The organism is Nocardia wallacei (assembly GCF_029869545.1).
Lineage (GTDB): Bacteria > Actinomycetota > Actinomycetes > Mycobacteriales > Mycobacteriaceae > Nocardia > Nocardia wallacei_A.
The window spans coordinates 1-18,354 of the sequence record NZ_JARWQD010000073.1 but is presented as its reverse complement, the minus strand read 5'-3'; the positions used below and the strand labels follow the sequence as shown (position 1 = coordinate 18,354).

The 18,354-nt window shown below is 69.2% G+C and carries 16 protein-coding genes and 1 riboswitch; of the genes, 9 read left to right on the top strand and 7 right to left on the bottom strand.

Annotated features, from left to right (window positions below):
- Nucleotides 1-211: 211 nt before the first annotated feature.
- The 4 genes from QH290_RS04570 to QH290_RS04555 all read left to right on the top strand — a co-directional run bounded on the left by QH290_RS04570 (nucleotide 212) and on the right by QH290_RS04555 (nucleotide 3,937).
- Complete coding sequence (locus QH290_RS04570) at nucleotides 212-649, top strand: Rv0361 family membrane protein (protein WP_280262657.1); 438 nt, start codon at nucleotides 212-214, stop codon at nucleotides 647-649.
- A gap of 73 nt (nucleotides 650-722) precedes the next feature.
- Nucleotides 723-842: riboswitch (SAM riboswitch) on the top strand.
- A gap of 14 nt (nucleotides 843-856) precedes the next feature.
- On the top strand, nucleotides 857-1,279 hold the full coding sequence (locus QH290_RS04565) for a rhodanese-like domain-containing protein (RefSeq protein WP_280262659.1): 423 nt from the start codon (nucleotides 857-859) through the stop codon (nucleotides 1,277-1,279).
- Nucleotides 1,280-1,343: 64 nt separating this feature from the next.
- On the top strand, nucleotides 1,344-2,564 hold the full coding sequence (locus tag QH290_RS04560) for an O-succinylhomoserine sulfhydrylase (RefSeq protein ID WP_280262661.1): 1,221 nt from the start codon (nucleotides 1,344-1,346) through the stop codon (nucleotides 2,562-2,564).
- 62 nt (nucleotides 2,565-2,626) lie between these two features.
- On the top strand, nucleotides 2,627-3,937 hold the full coding sequence (locus tag QH290_RS04555) for a glycoside hydrolase family 183 protein (protein ID WP_280262663.1): 1,311 nt from the start codon (nucleotides 2,627-2,629) through the stop codon (nucleotides 3,935-3,937).
- 7 nt (nucleotides 3,938-3,944) lie between these two features.
- On the opposite strand, the gene QH290_RS04550 is transcribed toward QH290_RS04555, so the two are convergent.
- Nucleotides 3,945-4,391: a MarR family winged helix-turn-helix transcriptional regulator gene (locus QH290_RS04550; protein ID WP_280382048.1), complete on the bottom strand. Its 447-nt coding sequence runs from the start codon at nucleotides 4,389-4,391 to the stop codon at nucleotides 3,945-3,947.
- 28 nt (nucleotides 4,392-4,419) lie between these two features.
- Nucleotides 4,420-5,061: a type 1 glutamine amidotransferase family protein gene (locus tag QH290_RS04545; protein WP_280382072.1), complete on the bottom strand. Its 642-nt coding sequence runs from the start codon at nucleotides 5,059-5,061 to the stop codon at nucleotides 4,420-4,422.
- Nucleotides 5,062-5,265: 204 nt separating this feature from the next.
- Here QH290_RS04545 and nrdF point away from each other — a divergent pair, with 204 nt between their 5' ends.
- A complete protein-coding gene (gene nrdF, locus QH290_RS04540) occupies nucleotides 5,266-6,231 on the top strand; it encodes a class 1b ribonucleoside-diphosphate reductase subunit beta (RefSeq protein WP_280262667.1) in 966 nt (321 codons plus the stop codon).
- A 35-nt stretch (nucleotides 6,232-6,266) separates the two neighbouring features.
- Here nrdF and QH290_RS04535 read toward each other — a convergent pair whose 3' ends face one another.
- Nucleotides 6,267-7,025, bottom strand: a complete 759-nt coding sequence (locus tag QH290_RS04535; protein WP_425303550.1) for an HAD-IIA family hydrolase — start codon at nucleotides 7,023-7,025, stop codon at nucleotides 6,267-6,269.
- 266 nt (nucleotides 7,026-7,291) lie between these two features.
- Here QH290_RS04535 and fgd point away from each other — a divergent pair, with 266 nt between their 5' ends.
- Complete coding sequence (gene fgd / locus QH290_RS04530) at nucleotides 7,292-8,299, top strand: glucose-6-phosphate dehydrogenase (coenzyme-F420) (protein ID WP_280262669.1); 1,008 nt, start codon at nucleotides 7,292-7,294, stop codon at nucleotides 8,297-8,299.
- A 24-nt stretch (nucleotides 8,300-8,323) separates the two neighbouring features.
- Here the strand turns inward: fgd and QH290_RS04525 are convergent, their stop codons facing one another.
- Nucleotides 8,324-8,833: a nitroreductase/quinone reductase family protein gene (locus QH290_RS04525; RefSeq protein ID WP_280382046.1), complete on the bottom strand. Its 510-nt coding sequence runs from the start codon at nucleotides 8,831-8,833 to the stop codon at nucleotides 8,324-8,326.
- A gap of 105 nt (nucleotides 8,834-8,938) precedes the next feature.
- Between QH290_RS04525 and pta the strand changes: the two genes are divergently transcribed.
- Together pta and QH290_RS04515 are read left to right on the top strand one after the other, a co-directional pair.
- The gene (gene pta / locus QH290_RS04520; RefSeq protein ID WP_280262674.1) at nucleotides 8,939-11,014 is read left to right on the top strand and encodes a phosphate acetyltransferase; all 2,076 of its coding nucleotides are present in this window, start codon (nucleotides 8,939-8,941) and stop codon (nucleotides 11,012-11,014) included.
- A 64-nt stretch (nucleotides 11,015-11,078) separates the two neighbouring features.
- Entirely contained in the window at nucleotides 11,079-12,275 is a 1,197-nt protein-coding gene (locus QH290_RS04515) for an acetate kinase (RefSeq protein WP_280382045.1), read from the top strand.
- Between the two features lie 9 nt (nucleotides 12,276-12,284).
- On the opposite strand, the gene QH290_RS04510 is transcribed toward QH290_RS04515, so the two are convergent.
- The 3 genes from QH290_RS04510 to QH290_RS04500 form a co-directional block, all read right to left on the bottom strand.
- The gene (locus QH290_RS04510; RefSeq protein ID WP_280382071.1) at nucleotides 12,285-14,642 is read right to left on the bottom strand and encodes a serine/threonine-protein kinase; all 2,358 of its coding nucleotides are present in this window, start codon (nucleotides 14,640-14,642) and stop codon (nucleotides 12,285-12,287) included.
- A 212-nt stretch (nucleotides 14,643-14,854) separates the two neighbouring features.
- Complete coding sequence (locus QH290_RS04505) at nucleotides 14,855-15,841, bottom strand: transporter substrate-binding domain-containing protein (RefSeq protein WP_280382044.1); 987 nt, start codon at nucleotides 15,839-15,841, stop codon at nucleotides 14,855-14,857.
- Nucleotides 15,838-17,181 (bottom strand): hypothetical protein, encoded by a 1,344-nt coding sequence (locus QH290_RS04500; protein ID WP_280382043.1) that lies wholly within the window; start codon nucleotides 17,179-17,181, stop codon nucleotides 15,838-15,840. The genes QH290_RS04505 and QH290_RS04500 overlap by 4 nt, the downstream gene beginning before the upstream one ends.
- A 138-nt stretch (nucleotides 17,182-17,319) precedes the next feature.
- Here QH290_RS04500 and QH290_RS04495 point away from each other — a divergent pair, with 138 nt between their 5' ends.
- The gene (locus tag QH290_RS04495; RefSeq protein WP_280382042.1) at nucleotides 17,320-17,973 is read left to right on the top strand and encodes an NUDIX hydrolase; all 654 of its coding nucleotides are present in this window, start codon (nucleotides 17,320-17,322) and stop codon (nucleotides 17,971-17,973) included.
- Nucleotides 17,974-18,354 lie beyond the last annotated feature (381 nt).

Below are 18,354 nucleotides of genomic sequence, written 5' to 3'. Positions count from 1 at the left end.
GGCTAAGTTGACGTGTGGTCCGGGCTGCACCCGGCCGATCCGTCATCCCATCGATGCTGCCTCGTTGCTGCGCGGGGACGCCGTCCGTACCGGCCGGGGCCGGGGGTTCCGGTGATTCTATCGGTGGCTGCTATCGCAGTTATTCCCGGGATCCGGCGGGAAATCCGGATGTGATCTCCGACACCCGCGGCGACCAGGGATGATCGGATGCATGGACGACACCCCCGAGGACGCCTCCGCGATCGATCAGCGCGAGACCACGCGGTCGGTGATCCCGTTCGTCGCCGCCGCGGTGGTGGCGGTGCTGGTGATCGCCGCGATCGTGGCTCTCGCGGTGGCGCGCCCGGCTGAGAAGAATGTCACAGATTCCGATCGGATCGCGGTCGCCGTGCGCAATTTCGCCACCGCCCAGGCGGATTCGGATGCCGCGCGGCGGGCGACCACGGCCTGCCCCGGATTCGACGAGCGCCACTCACCCCTGGGCCCGGAGGCGCTCGGCAAGCAGGTCGAGATCGGGAAGGTCGCCGACACCCGCATCGACGGCGACCGTGCCACCGCCGCCGTGACGAGCACGATCGACGGCCGCGAATCGACCGCAACCTGGAATCTGGCGCGGACCGACGGCACCTGGCTGGTGTGCGGTGCCTGAGGATTCGCTCCGGCGGCGGCGCGCGAATTTGTCGTTTGACATGCGACCTTGTGACCGGGCACTCTCAATCGGAGGTCATGAGCGCCAGCGCCAAGCCCCGGCTCGCTGGCCGGCAACCCTCCTCCGCGGTGGGGTGCTCCGGGTGACGACCTGGCCACGCATCGACGTATCCACGGTGCGGCAAGTGCGGATTCGCAGGAGGTAGAAGTGAGTTACGCTGGCGACATCACTCCCCGGCAGGCGTGGGATCTGTTGCGCGACAATCCCGATGCGGTGCTCATCGACGTGCGCACCGAGGCCGAGTGGCGCTTCGTCGGGGTCCCCGACACCAGTTCGATCGAGCGGCCGACCGCGCTGATCGAATGGGTCGACGGCACCGGCGCGCCGAATGCGCAGTTCGTGGACCAGCTGAAGCAGGTGCTCGCGGACCGCGCCCCCGACGCCGACGCCCCGGTGATCTTCCTGTGCCGGTCCGGGCAGCGGTCCATCGGCGCCGCGACGGCCGCCACGGCCGCCGGATACGAGCCGTCCTACAACGTGCTCGAGGGTTTCGAGGGCCCGCTGGACGCCGACGGGCATCGCGGCGGTGCGGGCTGGCGCGCGTTGGGCCTCCCGTGGAGGCAGTCGTGAACGCATCATCGGCGCGGAGCGGGGATCCGACCGGGTGCTGTCCGGCCGCCGATCGGAGGCACGCATGATCACCGGAGGCGCGTTCGACAAGCCGCTGCCCGAGGGCGTGGGCCCGGCGACCCTGGGGGTGCGCGGTGGCCTGCGGCGCTCCGGGTTCGAGGAGACGTCCGAGGCGCTGTACCTGTCGTCCGGATTCGTCTACGAGAGCGCCGAGGCGGCCGAGGCGGCATTCACCGGTGACGTCGAACATTTCGTGTACTCGCGCTACGGCAATCCGACGGTCGCGATGTTCGAGGAGCGGATGCGCCTGCTCGAGGGCGCCGAGGCGTGCTTCGCGACGGCCAGTGGCATGTCGGCCGTATTCACCTCGCTCGCAGCGCTTCTGGGGAACGGCGACCGGCTCGTGGCCGCGCGCAGCCTGTTCGGGTCCTGCTTCGTGGTCTGCAACGAGATCCTGCCGCGCTGGGGCGTGGAGACCGTCTTCGTCGACGGCGAGGACCTCGGCCAGTGGGAGGCGGCGCTGTCGCAGCCGACCGGGGCGGTGTTCTTCGAGACCCCGTCGAACCCGATGCAGACCCTGGTGGATGTGCGGCGGGTCTCCGATCTGGCGCATGCCGCGGGCGCGAAGGTGGTGCTGGACAACGTCTTCGCCACCCCGCTGCTGCAGCGCAGCCTCGACCTCGGTGCCGACGTGGTGGTGTATTCGGGCACCAAGCACATCGACGGCCAGGGCCGGGTGCTCGGCGGCGCGATCCTGGGCCCGCAGGACTACATCGACGGCCCGGTGAAGACCCTGATGCGGCACACCGGCCCGGCGCTGAGCCCGTTCAACGCCTGGACGCTGCTCAAGGGTCTGGAGACCATGCCGCTGCGGGTGCGCCAATCCGCGCAGTCGGCCCTGCGGATCGCCGAGTTCCTGGAGCGGCATCCCGCCGTCTCCTGGACGAAATACCCCTTCCTGCAGTCACATCCGCAGTACGAGCTGGCCACGCGGCAGATGTCGGCGGGCGGCACGGTCGTCACCTTCGAGCTGGCGGCCGGTGGCGATCCGGACGCGGCGAAGAAGCGGGCGTTCGAGGTGCTCAACCGGCTCCGCATCATCGACATCTCCAACAACCTCGGCGACGCCAAGACGTTGATCACGCATCCGGCCACCACCACGCACCGCGCGATGGGACCGGAAGGCCGTGCGGCCGTGGGCATCACCGACGGCGTGGTCCGGATCTCGGTCGGCCTCGAGGACATCGAGGACCTACTCGGCGACCTGGACCAGGCCCTGGGCTGAGGGGCGCATCGGCGGTACGTTACTTGTGATCGACAGCACTGCTTTCCCGAAAGATGTCCGTCATGGTGCGCGCGTGGGACGAGTTGTGGCACAAGGTCATCGACAAGGCGATTCCCGCGGTCCACGACCTGGCGGCCGTTTTCAAGAGTGAGTACGACGACGTGGCGTACACGCTGCGAGGAACCGCAGGCTCGCTGTCGGACGCGGATCTGGATGGTGGGCGGATCGTCTCCGGTGCCGCGCGACGAGCGCCCGGGTCGGAGGCGACCGGACCGCGATTGCGGGTGATATCCAGTGCGCCCCACCACGATCTGAATACGCTCTTGTCCAAGTACGCCTACACGGACGACGGTGGCTGGACCGGTGGCGACAGCACCTACCTGAGACGACTGCCGGATGGCCGCCACGTGATCATGTTCTCCGATACGTTCCTGGGCCGCCTGGATGCCAGGGGATCACGGACACCCGAGACTCCTTTCGTCAGTAACAGTTTCGTCGTGGTCGAACGCGACGGATCGATGCGCACCGTGCTGAGCACAACTCCGGACGGCCGCACCAGGGCCGTGCTGCCACCGCAGAACGACAGATTTCACTGGCTCGGCGGCTCCCACGTCACCAGCCGGGACACGCTGGATGTGATGTACCTGAAATTCACGGGCGACTCGCGCGTGGTCGATACCGGCGGTGACTTCGACGCCGAGCGTCTTCGAGCGGCACTGGTCCCGGGAGGTGGAGGCGAACTGGAGATGCACGGGAACCTGTTGGCCCGCTTCGACACTCGCGACGACCTCAGGCTGCTCGATGTCACGCCGATGCCTTCCGAGACGGGGGTGCACTGGGCGTCGTGGGTGGAGCACGACGCCGCAACCGATCACACCTATGTGTACGGGGTCCACGACGAGGGAGCCGACAAACTCATGCACATCGCCCGAGTGCAGGGCGATGATCTGCGGCAGCCGTGGGAGTTCTTCGACGGGCAGGGAGGCTGGTCTCCCCGGGAGACCGATTCGGCACCGGTGATGTCCGGTGTGGCCAACGAGTACAGCATGACGCGCCTGAACGATCAGCACTTCCTCCTTGTCACACAGGACACGACAAGCCCGTACAGCCCGAACATTCTGGGCTATCTCTCGGAGTCGCCGACGGGGCCCTTCACGTCACCGACGCTGCTACACACGGCAACGGAATCCGGTCCCTTCGGCTTCTACGGCGATGCGGAGACGGTCGTCTACAACGCCCACGAGCAGCCCGACCTGCGGCGCGGAAACGAGTTGACGCTCACCTACAACCTCAACAGCAGCGTTCAGGGCGTCCTCGACGACAGCTCGAAGTACCGACCGAACGCGGTCAAGGTCAGATTCGACGTGGTGTGACGAGTGTTCAGGTCTGATCGATTCTGGTCAGTGCGGCCGACAGTTTCGTCAGGCCGTCGGCGATCGCCGCCAGTTGCTCGGTGCCCAGTTCGGCCGCAAGGCGTTTCGCCATTTCCGCGTGTTGTGGATTGATGCGGCGCACGGCGTTGTGACCGGCTTCGGTGACCGCTACCAGCTTTGCTCGCTTGTGTGCCGGGTTGGGGCGGTATTCGGCTAAGCCCTTGTCCACCAGCAGGTCCGCGATGCGTTGGACGCCCTGTCGGGTGATGCCCATCTCCCGGGCGATGCCCGCCACCGGCAGCGGTTCGCGCAGGATCGCGCCCAGCACTTGCCACCAGGCGGCGGTGAGACCGGCCGGGCGCGCCAATTCCTCTGCGATGGCGAGGAATTGGCCGTTCAGCTTGAACGATGTCACCGCGGCGGTCGCGAACAAGTCCTGTTCGGTACGCGTCATCTCGCCTCCTGTGCGCCTGCCCACTTCCTCACGGCGCCACCGACTCCGGCGCGCGCCCGCTCTCGTACTCGGCGAGCGCGTAGAAGCCCTCCGCCTCGTTGCGTCCGTACAGGGCGTACCACGCGTCGAGCACGTGCGGCTCGTAGACTCCCAGGCGGGCGAGCACCGCCCGGGCGAAGTCGACCGGTTTGGTGCCGGTGGCCGTGATCAGATCCCCGTCGGTCACGGCCGACTCCGGAACATACTGTTCGGCGCCCGAATATCCGCTCATCGCAAGGTAATTCGGGTCGTTGCTGGTGTGCGGGCGGTCGTCGAGCAATCCCTCCGCCGCCAGCCCGAAGGTGGCGCCGCAGATCGCGGCCACCGGTACGCCCGCCGCCAGAAACTCCCGGGCCTTGCGCCCGAAGCCCGCCAGGGCGCCGGTCTCCCACGTGTCCGCCCCCGGCAGCAGCAGCATCGCGCTCTCGCCCGGGGCCAGCCGGTCGAGTGAGAGGTCGGGGACGACCCGCACCCCGCCCGCCGACACGACCGGGTCGCTCGTCGGGCCGACCGTCCTGACCTGCCATGTTCCCGGCTCGCGCTGCCACATGGCCCGATTGATATGCGCCGTGGCGTGCCCCAGCTCCCAGTCGGAGAAGGTGTCGTAAACGGCCATGTGCACTGTCTTCATCATGACAACATGCTGTCATATTTGACAGCATGTTGTCAAGTGTGGACGGGGCCAACGGATGGGGGCAGGCTGGTAGACGTCCGCACAACACGCGCATCCGCGGTAGTTCGGAGATGCGAAATAAAATGTTAGCTTGGCCGAATTGCCGAGATCATGGGCCGCTCACGACCGTCGGCCCGCCCGTTCCACCGATCGGAGAGCCGCATGAACACACTGGTCGACCGCGTGCACGCGATCAATTGGAACCGCCTGCCGGATCCGAAGGACGCCGAGGTCTGGGACCGGCTCACCGGAAACTTCTGGCTGCCCGAGCGCGTGCCGCTCTCGAACGACCTGCACACCTGGGAGCAGCTCGGTCCCGGCGAACAACAGCTGACCACCAGGGTCTTCACCGGCCTGACCCTGCTGGACACCGCCCAGGCCACCGTCGGCGCGGTGGCGATGATCGCCGACGCGATCACTCCGCACGAGGAGGCCGTGCTCACCAACATCGCCTTCATGGAGTCGGTGCACGCCAAGAGTTACAGCTCGATCTTCTCCACGCTGTGCTCGACCCGGCAGATCGATGAGGCATTCGACTGGTCCGAACGCAATCCGCACCTGCAGAACAAGGCGCAGATCATCGTCGACTACTACCGCGGCGACGACGCACTGAAGCGCAAGGCCGCCTCGGTGATGCTGGAGTCGTTCCTGTTCTACTCCGGCTTCTTCCTGCCGATGCGCTGGTCCGCGCGCGGAAAGCTCACCAACACAGCCGATCTCATCCGCCTCATCATCAGAGACGAAGCGGTGCACGGCTTCTACATCGGCTACAAGTGCCGGCGCGGGCTGGCGGAGCTGACCGAGGCCGAGCGCGGGGACCACCGGGATTACACCTACGAACTTCTGAATGCGCTGTACACCAACGAGATCGACTACGCCCGCGATCTCTACGACGAGGTCGGCTGGACCGACGACGTGCTCCCGTTCATGCGGTACAACGCCAACCGCGCGCTGGCCAACCTGGGCTACGAGCCGTTCTTCGATCCCGAGCAGTGCCGCGTGGACCCGTCCATCCTCGCCGCCCTCGACCCGGGCGCGGGCGAGAACCACGACTTCTTCTCCGGCTCCGGCAGTTCCTACGTCATCGGCAAACAGCAGCAGACCGAGGACGCCGACTGGGACTTCTGAGGACTCCCGGCCCGGGCACGCCGTCGAGGATGTCGTTATGTGCCGAACGGGTTCGAGGTGCGGCCCACCAGGTCCGCTACGGACTCGAGCACCGCCGTCGGCCGGTAGGGGTAGTGCTCCACCGAGGCGCGGGTGGAGATGCCGGAGGTGACGAGGATGGTCCGCATCCCGGCCTCCAGGCCGGAGATCACGTCGGTGTCCATCCGGTCGCCGATCATCACGGTGGACTGCGAGTGCGCGCCGATGCGGCGCAGCGCCGAGCGCATCATCAGCGGGTTGGGCTTGCCGACGTAATACGGGTCGCGGCCGGTGGCCCGGGTGATCAGGGCGGCGACGGAACCGGTCGCGGGGAGCACGCCCTCGCGGGAGGGGCCGGTCGCGTCGGGATTGGTGGCGATGAAGCGGGCGCCGCGCTCCACCAGCCGGATCGCGGTGGTGATGGCCTCGAACGAATAGGTGCGCGTCTCGCCGAGCACCACATAGTCCGGGTCGCTGTCGGTGAGCACGTAGCCGATGTCGTGCAGCGCGGTGGTCAGGCCCGATTCGCCGACCACATAGGCCGTGCCGCCCGGCCGCTGCTCGTCCAGGAATGTCGCCGTGGCCAGCGCGGAGGTCCAGATCGCCTCCGGTGGAATGTCGAGCCCGGTGTGCCGCAGCCGCGCCTGCAGATCGCGCGGGGTGCGGATGGAGTTGTTGGTGAGCACCAGGAACGGGATGTCTTTGGCCTGCAGTTCCGACAGGAACTTGTCGGCGCCGGGCACCAGATGGTCCTCGTGCACCAGCACCCCGTCCATATCGGTCAGGTAGGACAGGATCGGTTCGTTGTCGGCAGTCACGGGTCAATTCTGAGCTATCGGATATTCGGATGTGGACAACTCGGGAAGTTGCGACCATTCACACACCGGCCACGGCCGCTGACTATGTTCGAAGCAGACCCCGGCACGGGCGGCCGCGTCGCGAGGCGACAGTGTCGAAATACGGCGCCGCCGCCCAGCGCTGCACACGGTCGACGGGGTATACGCCCCGCAGCAGGTAAGCGACAGCGAACAGGAGTGGCGCAGTGAGTGGACTCAAGCTCGGGTACAAGGCGTCGGCGGAACAGTTCGGACCCCGGGAGCTGGTGGAGCTCGGGGTTCTCGTCGAGGAGCACGGACTCGACAGCGCCACGGTCAGCGACCATTTCCAGCCGTGGCGGCACGAGGGCGGCCACGCGCCGTTCTCGCTGGCGTGGATGACCGCGGTCGGCGAGCGCACCGAGCGCATCCAGCTCGGCACCTCCGTGCTGACCCCGACCTTCCGCTACAACCCGGCCGTGATCGCCCAGGCCTTCGCGACCATGGGCTGTCTGTACCCCGACCGCATCATGCTCGGCGTCGGGACCGGCGAGGCGCTCAACGAGATCGCCACCGGATACAAGGGCGAGTGGCCGGAGTTCAAGGAGCGGTTCGCGCGGCTGCGCGAGTCCGTCGACCTCATGCGAGCGCTGTGGACCGGCGACCGGGTGACGTTCGAGGGCCAGTACTACCAGACCGTCGGCGCGTCCATCTACGACGTGCCCAAGGGCGGCATCCCGATCTACGTCGCCGCGGGCGGCCCGCTGGTGGCGCGGTACGCGGGGCGCGCCGGGGATGGCTTCATCTGCACCTCCGGCAAGGGCATGGACCTCTACACCGAGAAGCTGATGCCCGCCGTCGACGAGGGCACCGCCAAGGTCGGGCGCACGCGCGACGACATCGATCGGATGATCGAGATCAAGATCTCCTACGACACCGATCCCGAACTGGCGCTGGAGAATACGCGTTTCTGGGCGCCGCTGTCGCTGACCGCGGAGCAGAAGCACAGCATCACCGACCCGATCGAGATGGAGAAGGCCGCCGACGCCCTGCCGATCGAGCAGATCGCCAAGCGCTGGATCGTCGCCAGCGACCCGGACGAGGCCGTCGCCCAGATCAAGCCGTACGTGGACGCGGGCCTGAACCACCTGGTCTTCCACGCCCCCGGCCACGACCAGCGCCGCTTCCTGGACCTGTTCCAGCGCGACCTGGCGCCCCGCCTGCGGGCGTTGTAGTCGCTCGCTGGGGCGTGCGGCGGCTCAGGCGCGGGTGAGGGCGAAGATTCTCAGGTCGCGGGTGGTGCGGTTGCGGTAGGCGGCGTAGGCCTCGGTGGTCTCGACGAACCGGTCGAAGATCTCGTCCTGCTTCGCCGCATCCTCGATCAGGCTCGCGCGCACCGGGATTCGCTCACCACTGATGGTGACGATGCCGGTCGGGTCGGCGAGCAGGTTGGCCGTCCACGCCGGGTGGTGGGCCTGGCCGAAGTTGCTGCCGATCACATACAGCACCTCGCCGCCGTGGACGTACAGCAGCGGCGAGGTGCGCGGCCGCCCGGACTTGCGGCCCGTTGTGGTCAGCAGGATGACCGGGATGCCGATCGGGCCGAGCACCGTGTATCGGCCCGCGGTGCGCTCGAGCACCTGCCGGTCCAGCGGGGTGAGCTTGCGGATGATCGTCGATCCGATCTTGGACGCCGCGAACGGACTCGCCATGCGGCCGAGCAGACCCGTGCGCGATCCCCACTGCCGGTCCGGAAACTGTGCTGCCATGGGGAGAATCGTAGAAGGACCCGCCGCGCGGGGCAGGGTGTGATTTTCCGAGTATTTGCTACTGGCCGGTCATATCGGACACCGTCGATCACTAAGCTCTCGGATATGGCCGATACCGCTCCGTCCACCGTGTACATCGCCTCGCTCGAGGGTGACACCGGCAAATCGACGGTGGCCCTGGGCGCGCTACAGATGCTGTCCGCGACCACGCCCCGGGTCGGCGTGTTCCGGCCCATCATGCGCTCGGCGACCGAACCGGACTACATCCTGGAGCTGCTGCTCGAGCACTCCACCGCCGATATCGACTACGACCAGGCCTGCGGCGTCACCTACGAGCAGGTGCACGAGGATCCCGACGCGGCGATCGGCGAGATCGTCATGCGCTTCCACGACGTCGCCAAGCTGTGCGACGCGGTGGTCATCGTCGGCAGCGACTACACCGATGTGGCCAGCCCCAGCGAGCTGCGCTTCAACGCGCGCATCGCCGTGAACCTGGGGGCGCCGGTGCTGCTGGTGCTGCGCGGTTCCGGGCGGACGCCCGAGCAGATCGTGCAGGTAGCCGAGCTGTGCGAGGGCGAACTCGCCGCCGAGCACGCGCAGCTGACGGCCATCGTGGTCAACCGCTGCGATCCGGACCACCTGGACGAGGTCGCCGCCGCCGTGCGCGGCATCTGCCCGACATCGTGGACGCTGCCCGAGGTGCCGCTGCTGACCGCGCCGACCATGTCCGAGCTGTGCGCGGCCATCGGCGGCGAGATGTACTCCGGGGATCCGGAGCTGATGCAGCGCGAGGCGCTGTCGGTGATGGTCGGCGGCATGACGGCCGAGCACATCCTGGAGCGGCTCAGCGACAGCGTCGCCGTGATCGTTCCGGCCGATCGCTCCGACGCGCTGCTGGCCCTGGTGAATGCCCATGAGGCGGAAGGGTTTCCGTCGCTGTCGGGCATCGTCATGAACGGCGGCATGCTGCCGCATCCGGCCGTCGCCCGGCTGATCGAGGGCCTGAAGCCGAAGCTGCCGATCCTCACCACCCCGCTGGGCACCTTCGATACCGCGGGCGCCGTCTCGCGCACCCGCGGCCGGGTGTCGCTGTCCAGTGTCCGCAAGGTCGACACCGCCCTCGCGCTGATGGAGCAGCGGGTGGACGGGCGCAGGCTGGCCGAACTCATCGCGGTACCGGCGCCGTCGGTCGTGACGCCGCAGATGTTCGAATATCAGCTGGTGGAGCGGGCCCGGTCGGATCGCCGCCGGATCGTGCTGCCGGAGGGCAACGACGACCGCATCCTGCGCGCCGCCGGTCGGGTGCTGCAGCGCAAGATCGCCGATCTGACCATCCTCGGCGACGAGGCGGCCGTGCGCGGCCGCGCCGCCGAACTCGGCGTCGACATCGACGCGGCGCAGGTGCTGAATCCGAAGACCAGCGAACTACGCCAGCAGTTCGCGCAGACGTACGCGAAGCTGCGCGCCCACAAGGGCATGACCGTGGAGCGGGCGCGCGAAATGATCTCCGACATCTCCTATTTCGGCACCATGATGGTGTACGAGGGGGTCGCCGACGGCATGGTGTCCGGCGCGGCGCACACCACCGCGCACACCATCCGGCCCTCGTTCGAGATCATCAAGACCGAGCCGGGAGTCTCCACGGTCTCGAGCGTATTCCTGATGTGCCTGGCCGATCGGGTGCTCGCCTACGGCGACTGCGCGGTGGTGCCGGATCCCACCTCGGAACAGCTGGCCGATATCGCGATCTCCTCCGCGCGCACCGCCGCCCAGTTCGGGATCGACCCGCGGGTGGCGATGCTGTCGTACTCGACCGGCGAATCCGGCAGCGGCGCCGATGTGGACAAGGTGCGCACCGCCACCAAGCTGGTGCACGAGCGCGCCCCGCAACTGCTGGTGGAGGGGCCGATCCAGTACGACGCGGCGATCGAGCCCACGGTGGCCAGCGCCAAGCTGCCGAACTCCGAAGTTGCCGGGCGCGCAACGGTTTTCGTCTTCCCTGACCTGAACACGGGCAACAACACGTACAAGGCGGTGCAGCGCAGCGCCGGGGCGGTGGCGATCGGCCCGGTGCTGCAGGGCCTGCGCAAACCGGTCAACGACCTGTCGCGCGGTGCGCTGGTCGCCGACATCGTCAACACGGTCGCCATCACCGCCATCCAGGCGCAGTCGCAGACCTAGGCCGCCCCGGAATGCGCGGCAGACCCTCGGCGTTGCCCGGACAGGAACAGACAGGAGGCGCACGATGCAGGTCCTGGTGATCAACTCCGGATCGTCGTCGATCAAATATCAACTGCTGGACCCGGATTCGGGCGCGGTGGTGGCCTCCGGCCAGGTGTCGAGGATCGGCGAGCCGGTCGCCCCCGGCACCGCGACCGTCGAGTACCGCGGCGACGGCCGCACCCTCGAGCACGACGGCGCCGTCCCCGATCACGCCACCGGCCTGCGGATCGTATTCGAGCTGTTCGCCCGCGGCGGCCACGACCTGACCGCGGCCGGTCTGACCGCGGTCGGGCACCGGGTGGTGCACGGCGGCGAGGTGTTCTACCGGCCCACGCTGATCGACGACGCGGTGGTGCGGTCGATCGATGAGCTGTCTTCGCTTGCGCCGCTGCACAATCCGGCCAATGTGACGGGAATCGAATCGGCGCGCGAGCTGCTGCCGGACGTGCCGCAGGTCGCGGTGTTCGATACGGCGTTCTTCCACGGCCTGCCCGATGCGGCCAAGACCTACGCGATCGATGCGAAAGTCGCTGCCGCGCACGGTATTCGACGCTACGGCTTCCACGGCACGTCGCACGAGTACGTCTCCGGCCGGGCCGCCGAGCTGCTGGACCGCGATCCGGCGGAGCTGAATCAGATCGTGTTCCATCTGGGCAACGGCGCGTCGGCGTCGGCGATCCGGGGCGGCCGCGCGGTCGACACCACGATGGGCCTCACCCCGCTGGAGGGGCTGGTGATGGGCACCCGCTCCGGCGACCTCGATCCGGGGATCATCCCGCACCTGGCCCGCACCGCGGATATGGACATCGATGCGATCGACAACCTGCTCAACCGCGATTCGGGCATCAAGGGCCTGTCGGGGGTGAACGACTTCCGGGAGCTGTTCCGGCTCATCGAGACCGGGGATGACGCGGCCCGGCTCGCCTACGACGTCTACGTGCACCGGCTGCGCCGCTACCTCGGCGCCTATCTGGTGGAGTTGGGGCGGGTGGATGCGATCGTCTTCACCGCCGGTGTCGGGGAGAACAACGCGCGCGTGCGCGCCGATGCGCTGGCCGGGCTGGAACGCTTCGGCATCGCCGTGGACCCCGGCCGCAACGAGGCGAAAGACCGTGGGGCCCGGTATATTTCACCGCCGGGCACGGAGGTGTCGGTGCTGGTCGTGCCCACCAACGAGGAGCTGGCGATCGCCCGCGCGGCCGCCGGGCTGGTGGGCTGAGGGCGCCGCTCAGACCCAGGTCTTGGCGCGGATCGCGTTCGCGAGGTCGATCAGCGCGTAGCGGTGGGTGCGCCCGGGCGCGGTGCGCGCCAGCCCGCGCAGGCCCGTCTCGGTGCCCTGCCGCAGCTCGCGCTCGGTGAACGGCTCGCCGAACAGCGTGGCGTCGGGCTGTTTCGGGACATTACCGGCCCGCAGCCAGGCCAGTGCCGACCCGAGCATCAGCACCCGCATCTGCGGGGCGCGATGCTCGCTGGGCGGCAGCGCCTGCACCCGGGCCGCGGCGATGTGCAGCGTCGATTCCTCGAGGTCGGCCACCGGCGCGGCGGTGAGCAGCATCAGCACCGCGGTGGTGCGCGCCTCGCCGTAGTGCCGCGAGGCCGCCGGGACCTCGTCCAGCGCCCGCACCGCCTCGACGACGCGACCGGTCGCGCTCAGCTGCCGGGCCAGGCCGAACGCCGCGCTCACCACGCCGCGGTCGGTGCGCCACACGCTGGCGTAGAACTTCTCCGCGTACCTGCGCCACTGCCCGGGATCAGGCGAATCCCAGTGCTGCAGTATCAGTTCCGCGGTCGCCGCCAGCGCCAGCTTGGGCGCCACCTCGCCGGGCAGCGCCCGCAGCACCGCGTCGAAGCGGTCGAACGCGCGCTCGTAGTCGAGCTCGAGCAGCGCGGCCAGGCCGTGATACCAGTCGACGCGCCACCCGTCGTGCTCGATCCGGCGCAGCACCTCGCGGGCCGCGGCGGGCTGCCCCAGATCCAGGTGGATGCGGGCCTCGGCGAACGTGGACTCGACCTCGAAGGTTTCCGGCGCTCCCTCCGGATCGGCCGCGGCCCGCTGGCGGGCGGTGCGCACCGCGTCGAGCGCATGCCGCGGCTCCGGGTGCACGGTCCCGGCCAGCAGCGCGGCCGCCGGATCGGACGGGTCGAGCACCGGAACCGGAAGTGCCGCAGCGACATCGCGGGCCCGCAGATGCTTGCTGCGCTCGGCGCCGTCGACGTAGGAGTCGGTCTGGGCCACCAGTTCCTCGGTGCCGAAGCTGGTGCGCGGCGGGCTGAACATCGTCGACAGCTGCGGCTGTTCGGTGCCGGTCTCGGCGGCCAGAATTTCCCGCAGCACGCCCGTCAGCTGCGTCGTCATCAGCCGCGCCGACGGGAAGCGGCGCGCCGGATCCGGATCGGTGGCGCGCAGCAGCAGCCGATGGAAGAACTCGTAGCGGGCCAGCACCGGTTCGGCGTCCGGCTCCGGGAGGCCGTCGAGATAGCGGCCCTGCTCCGTCGGCATGTTCAGCGTCAGCACCGCCAGCGTCCGGCCGACCGTGTAGATGTCCGAGGCCGCGGTCGGCCCGGTCTTCGCGATCTCCGGGGCCTGAAAACCCCTGGTGCCGTACAGATTTCCGTAGGATTCGAATCCGGCCACCGCGCCCAGGTCGATCAGCTTCACCTGATCCTCGGTGACCATGATGTTGTCGGGCTTGAGGTCGTTGTAGGCCAGCTCCAGCGAATGCAGGTACTCCAGCGCCGGGAGGATCTCGAGCACGTAGGCGATGGCCTCGGTGACCGGCATGCGGTCCGGGCGCTCGTACGCGTCGAGCATATTTCGCAGCGAGCGTCCGCCGACGTACTCCATGACGATGTAGCCGACGGGCACGCCCTCGGGGCTGGGGTGCTCGACGAAGTTGTGGATCTTGACGATGCTGGGATGCGCCAGCTCCGCCAGGTATTGGCGTTCGGCGACGGCCACCGCCTGAGCCTCCGCGTCGCCGCCGTGCAGCAGGCCCTTGAGCACCACCCAGCGGTCGCTGACGTTGCGGTCGACGGCCAGGAAGATCCACCCCAGCCCGCCGTGTGCGATGCAGCCCTGGACCTCGTACTGCCCGGCTACCGTATCGCCCGCGCGCAGAAAGGGTCGGAAATCGTAAGGGGCGCCGCAGGTTTCGCAGACCCCGGCGCTGGTCGCCGGGCGCGTGGGGGTGGCCCGCCCCACCGGTTTCCCGCACCGCCAGCAGAACCGGCGCGCCTCGGCGACGACGGGATCGGCCAGCACCACCGTGCGCGGATCCACCGGCGTCACAGCGGGAATCGGCACCAGCCCGGCCCCCAGCCGCCGCACCGACGGACGGGTGCGCACCGTACGCCCACTACGCCCCGACGGCCGAGTATCGGCCCGCGTGGGCTCGGGCCCAGCCACGGTCCCGGGCCCCACCGCCGCGGTTCCCGCTGCTGCCGCCGCGGTTTCGGGTGCTGCTGCAGCCTGCTGTGAAACTGTTTCGGTCTCAGGTGAGTCGGCTGCCGTCTTGTGGGGAGCCGCCGTGGTGCCCGGTGAAACCGCTGCCGTTCCGGGGGTGGCCGTTTCGGTTTCCGGGGAAATCGCTGTGGGCTCACGGGGACCCGCCGTCGACTCGACGGAACCCGTAGGCGTGCTGGGGGTTTCGGGCGCGTTGTGGTCGAGTTCGGGGGCTTCTGATCGCGTCGTCGGAGGGTCGTGGCGCTCGGCAGTCGTCGGCTCCGGGTCCGGTCGCGGCGGGCCGGGCACGGATTCGGTGGAATCGGAAGCGGATTCGCCAGGATCGGGCATCGGGGTCAATCCTGATACCGGGGCTGCGGCGGGCCGGGGGACGGGCCGAGGACCGACAGCCAGCTCTGGTAGATGCGATTCCAGGTGCCGTCGGAACGCAGCCGTTCCAGCGTGTTGTTGACGAAGCGCACCATATCGTCGTTGCCCTTGGGAATACCTACGCCGTAGGGCTCGTCGCTGAGGTTGCCGCCCACCACCTCCGCGTACGGATCCTGCCCGGCCAGTCCGGCCAGCAGGGCGTCGTCGGTGCTGACCGCGTCGACCTGGCGCTGCTGCAGCACGACGAGGCAGTCGGCCCAGGCGGGCACGGTCAGGATCGACGCGGCGGGCTGGTTGCGGCGGATCAGGTCCAGCGACGTCGTGCCGGTGACCACGCACACCCGCTTGCCCGCCAGGTCCTCCAGCCCCCGGATACCGGAGTCCTTGACCACCAGCACCCGCTGGTGCGACATCAGGTAGGTGGTCGAGAACGTCACGCGGGCCCGCCGCTCACAGGTCATCGTCATGGTCTTGACCACCACGTCGACGGTGTGTTCCTGCAGGGCGCGCTCGCGATCGGCGGAGCCGAGAATGCGGTACTCGACCCGCTCCGGATCGCCGAACAGATCGCGCGCGATCTCCTTGGCGATATCGACGTCGAACCCGGCGAGCGTGCCACTGATCGGATCGCGGAAGCTGAACAGATTGCTCCCCGGGTCCAGACCCACCAGCAACCGCCCGCGGGCGCGAATGGCGTCGACGGTCGGACCGCCCGCGGCGCTCGGCCGCAGGCTGGCCGTGGCATCGCAGCTCTTGTCGGGCTCCGGCGGCAGCGGCGTCTGCGTCTGCGCCGGAACGGCTTTCGCGGGATACGGCGGTTCGGAGTAGCTGACGGTGCTGTCGGTCGGCGGCGGCGCCGCGGACCGGTCGTGACACCCCGCGGCCAGCACGGCAACGGCGATCAGCGACAGCGCCTGCATTCGCCGCAGCGCTCGCCTCGATGCGGCCCTCATCGGTACTCCCGCAGCCGGGGCCACAGTCCCGCCACCACCAGGACGGCGGCCAGGATGGACAGCACCAGCGCGCCCGGCGCCAGCAGATCCAGCGAGCGGGCCGCGTCGGAAACCTCGTTGCGCAACGTGTTTCGCGTATCGGACAGCCCGCCGCGCAGCGCGTTGTCGAGCGCCTCCACATCGGCCGTGGCGCCGTCCGCGCCGGGCCCGATCGCCACGGCGCTCGCGCCCGGGAAGTCGCCGCGTCCCAGCGCGTCGTTCATGCGCTGATGCGCCTGGCGCCAGCGGTCCAGCGCCCCGCGGGCGGTGGTGACGTCATCGGAACCCGGTGCGCCGTGCGGATATCGGGTGAGCAGCATGGTCAGATCCGAGATGGCCTTGTCGTAGATGCGGTCGTAGTCGCCGCTGGCGTCGCGGCGAACCAGTTTCAGGGTCTCGGCGGCGCGGGCCTGCTGGGTGAGGATGCGGCTCTCGGTGAGCTCCGAGGTCGGCACCGCCCCGTCGTCGCGGCCCTGCGTGGTGGCCACCGCCGAGAACGACCCGGCGATCACGGTCCAGGCCAGCACGACCACCAGTGTGCCGGAGGCGAGCAGCAGGCCCGGATTCAGCACGCGATGCCAGCGGCGCGCCAGATACCACTGCGCGGCGACCAGCGCGCCCAGGGTCAGGATCGGCAGCATGATCGCCGCCCAGGGCGGCTGCACATGATGGCGCTGCGTATCGGTGATCGCGACCGAGCGGTGCTCCTGTAGTTCGCGGGCCATCGGCAGCATGGTCGTCTGCATGAGGTTCGACGCCTCGCTGAGATACGCGGCGCCGAGCGGATGACCCTCGCGGTTGTTGGCCCGGGCGGTCTCGATGAGGCCGGTGTAGACGGGCAGCTGGGTGGCGATTCCGGCCCGCAGGCGGCCGTCGGCGTCGGTGCCCGCCCCGTCGCGCCCGGCATTGGACTGCGCGACCAGTTCCGCCGAGGCCTGTCCGACGGCCTGGCTGTACCGGTCGCGGACCGGCTTCGGCTCCAGGCCGCCGGAGATGAACGCCGTGCCCGCGGCCGCATCGGCCACCGACAGCGAGGCGTACAGGCGCTGAGCGGAATACGCGTCCGGCTCGGCCTCGTCGAGCAGGTGGTCCAGCGCCTGCTGGCGGTTGTCGACGGTCGAGGCGGCCACCGCCCCGGCGAGCAGGCACATCCCCAGCAGCACCAGACCGATCGTGATCAGCTTGGCGGGCGAGGAGTGTACGAAGGCCCGCAGGTCGGAGGCGTCCAGGCGGCGTCGTACGGCGGCCGCCGCGGCGCGTGGCGACAGCTCGTCGAGCCGCGGTGGCAGGCTGCGAGTCATGGTCACCTCCGATCGCCGTCCGGCCCGTGCCGGGCGGGACTGAGCTTATTGTGGTCGTACCGGCGCCGTCTCGGGTGTGTCGCCCCGGCACCCGTGGCATTGGTGCGGCAGTGGTGGCGAGATTGGGACGAGACGAGCATGCGTGGTGACGGAGACGGTTTTGTGGACTCCCCCGACGGAACGCGGCAGTGGGGCCTGTTCGGGGCGGCGGGGCTGCTGCTGCGGGCGCCGCGGACCGGCGGCGGGGCCATGGTGTTGCTGCAGCACCGGGCACCGTGGAGTCATCAGGGCGGCACCTGGGCGCTGCCGGGCGGTGCCCGCGACAGCCACGAGACCAGCGTGCACGCCGCCGTGCGGGAGGCCCAGGAGGAGGCCGGGATCGTCCCGGAGGCCGTGCGCGTGCGCGGCGAGCGGGTGACGGCGACGGCACCCAGCGGATGGACCTACACCACGGTCGTCGCCGATGTCGCGGAACCGCTGGCCACCACGGCCAACCGGGAGAGCGCCGAGCTGGCGTGGGTGCCCGAGGAAGAGGTGGACGCGCGCCCACTGCACCCGGGCTTCGCGGCGGCCTGGCCCGACCTGCGGGCCGCCTCGGCGCGCATCAGCCTCGACGGGATCCCCGACGCCGCAACCGTGGCCGCGGCGCTGCCGCGCACGGTCGACCTGGCCGAATACGGCTTCGTCTGGCTGCATTCGAACGGTGGGGGCGGACGCCCGGCGCGCATCGGCACCGCCGCAGATCTGGCCGGAAATGTGCTGTTCCTCACACTGGATCAGGTGCTCTCCTGAGCAATGACAACACGCAAGGCGCCGACACACAGCCGAATCTGTGAACCACTCCGCGGAGCGTGTTCCGGCCGTGCTCCCGCCCCTGCAACCCCGGCGCGCGCACCCGACTCCACTTCCTGGCACGCACCTCGCCATTTCCGGCACGCACCCGGCTCCATTTCCCGGCGTGCACCTGGCTCCACTTCCCGGCGTGCACCTGGCTCCACTTCCCGGCGTGCGCCTGGCTCTGTTTTCTGGGGTGCGCCTGGCTCCACTTCCCGGCGTGCGCCTGGCTCTGTTTTCTGGGGTGCGCCTGGCTCTGTTTTCTGGGGTGCGCCTGGCTCTGTTTTCTGGGGTGCGCCTGGCTCTGTTTTCTGGGGTGCGCCTGGCTCTGTTTCCCGG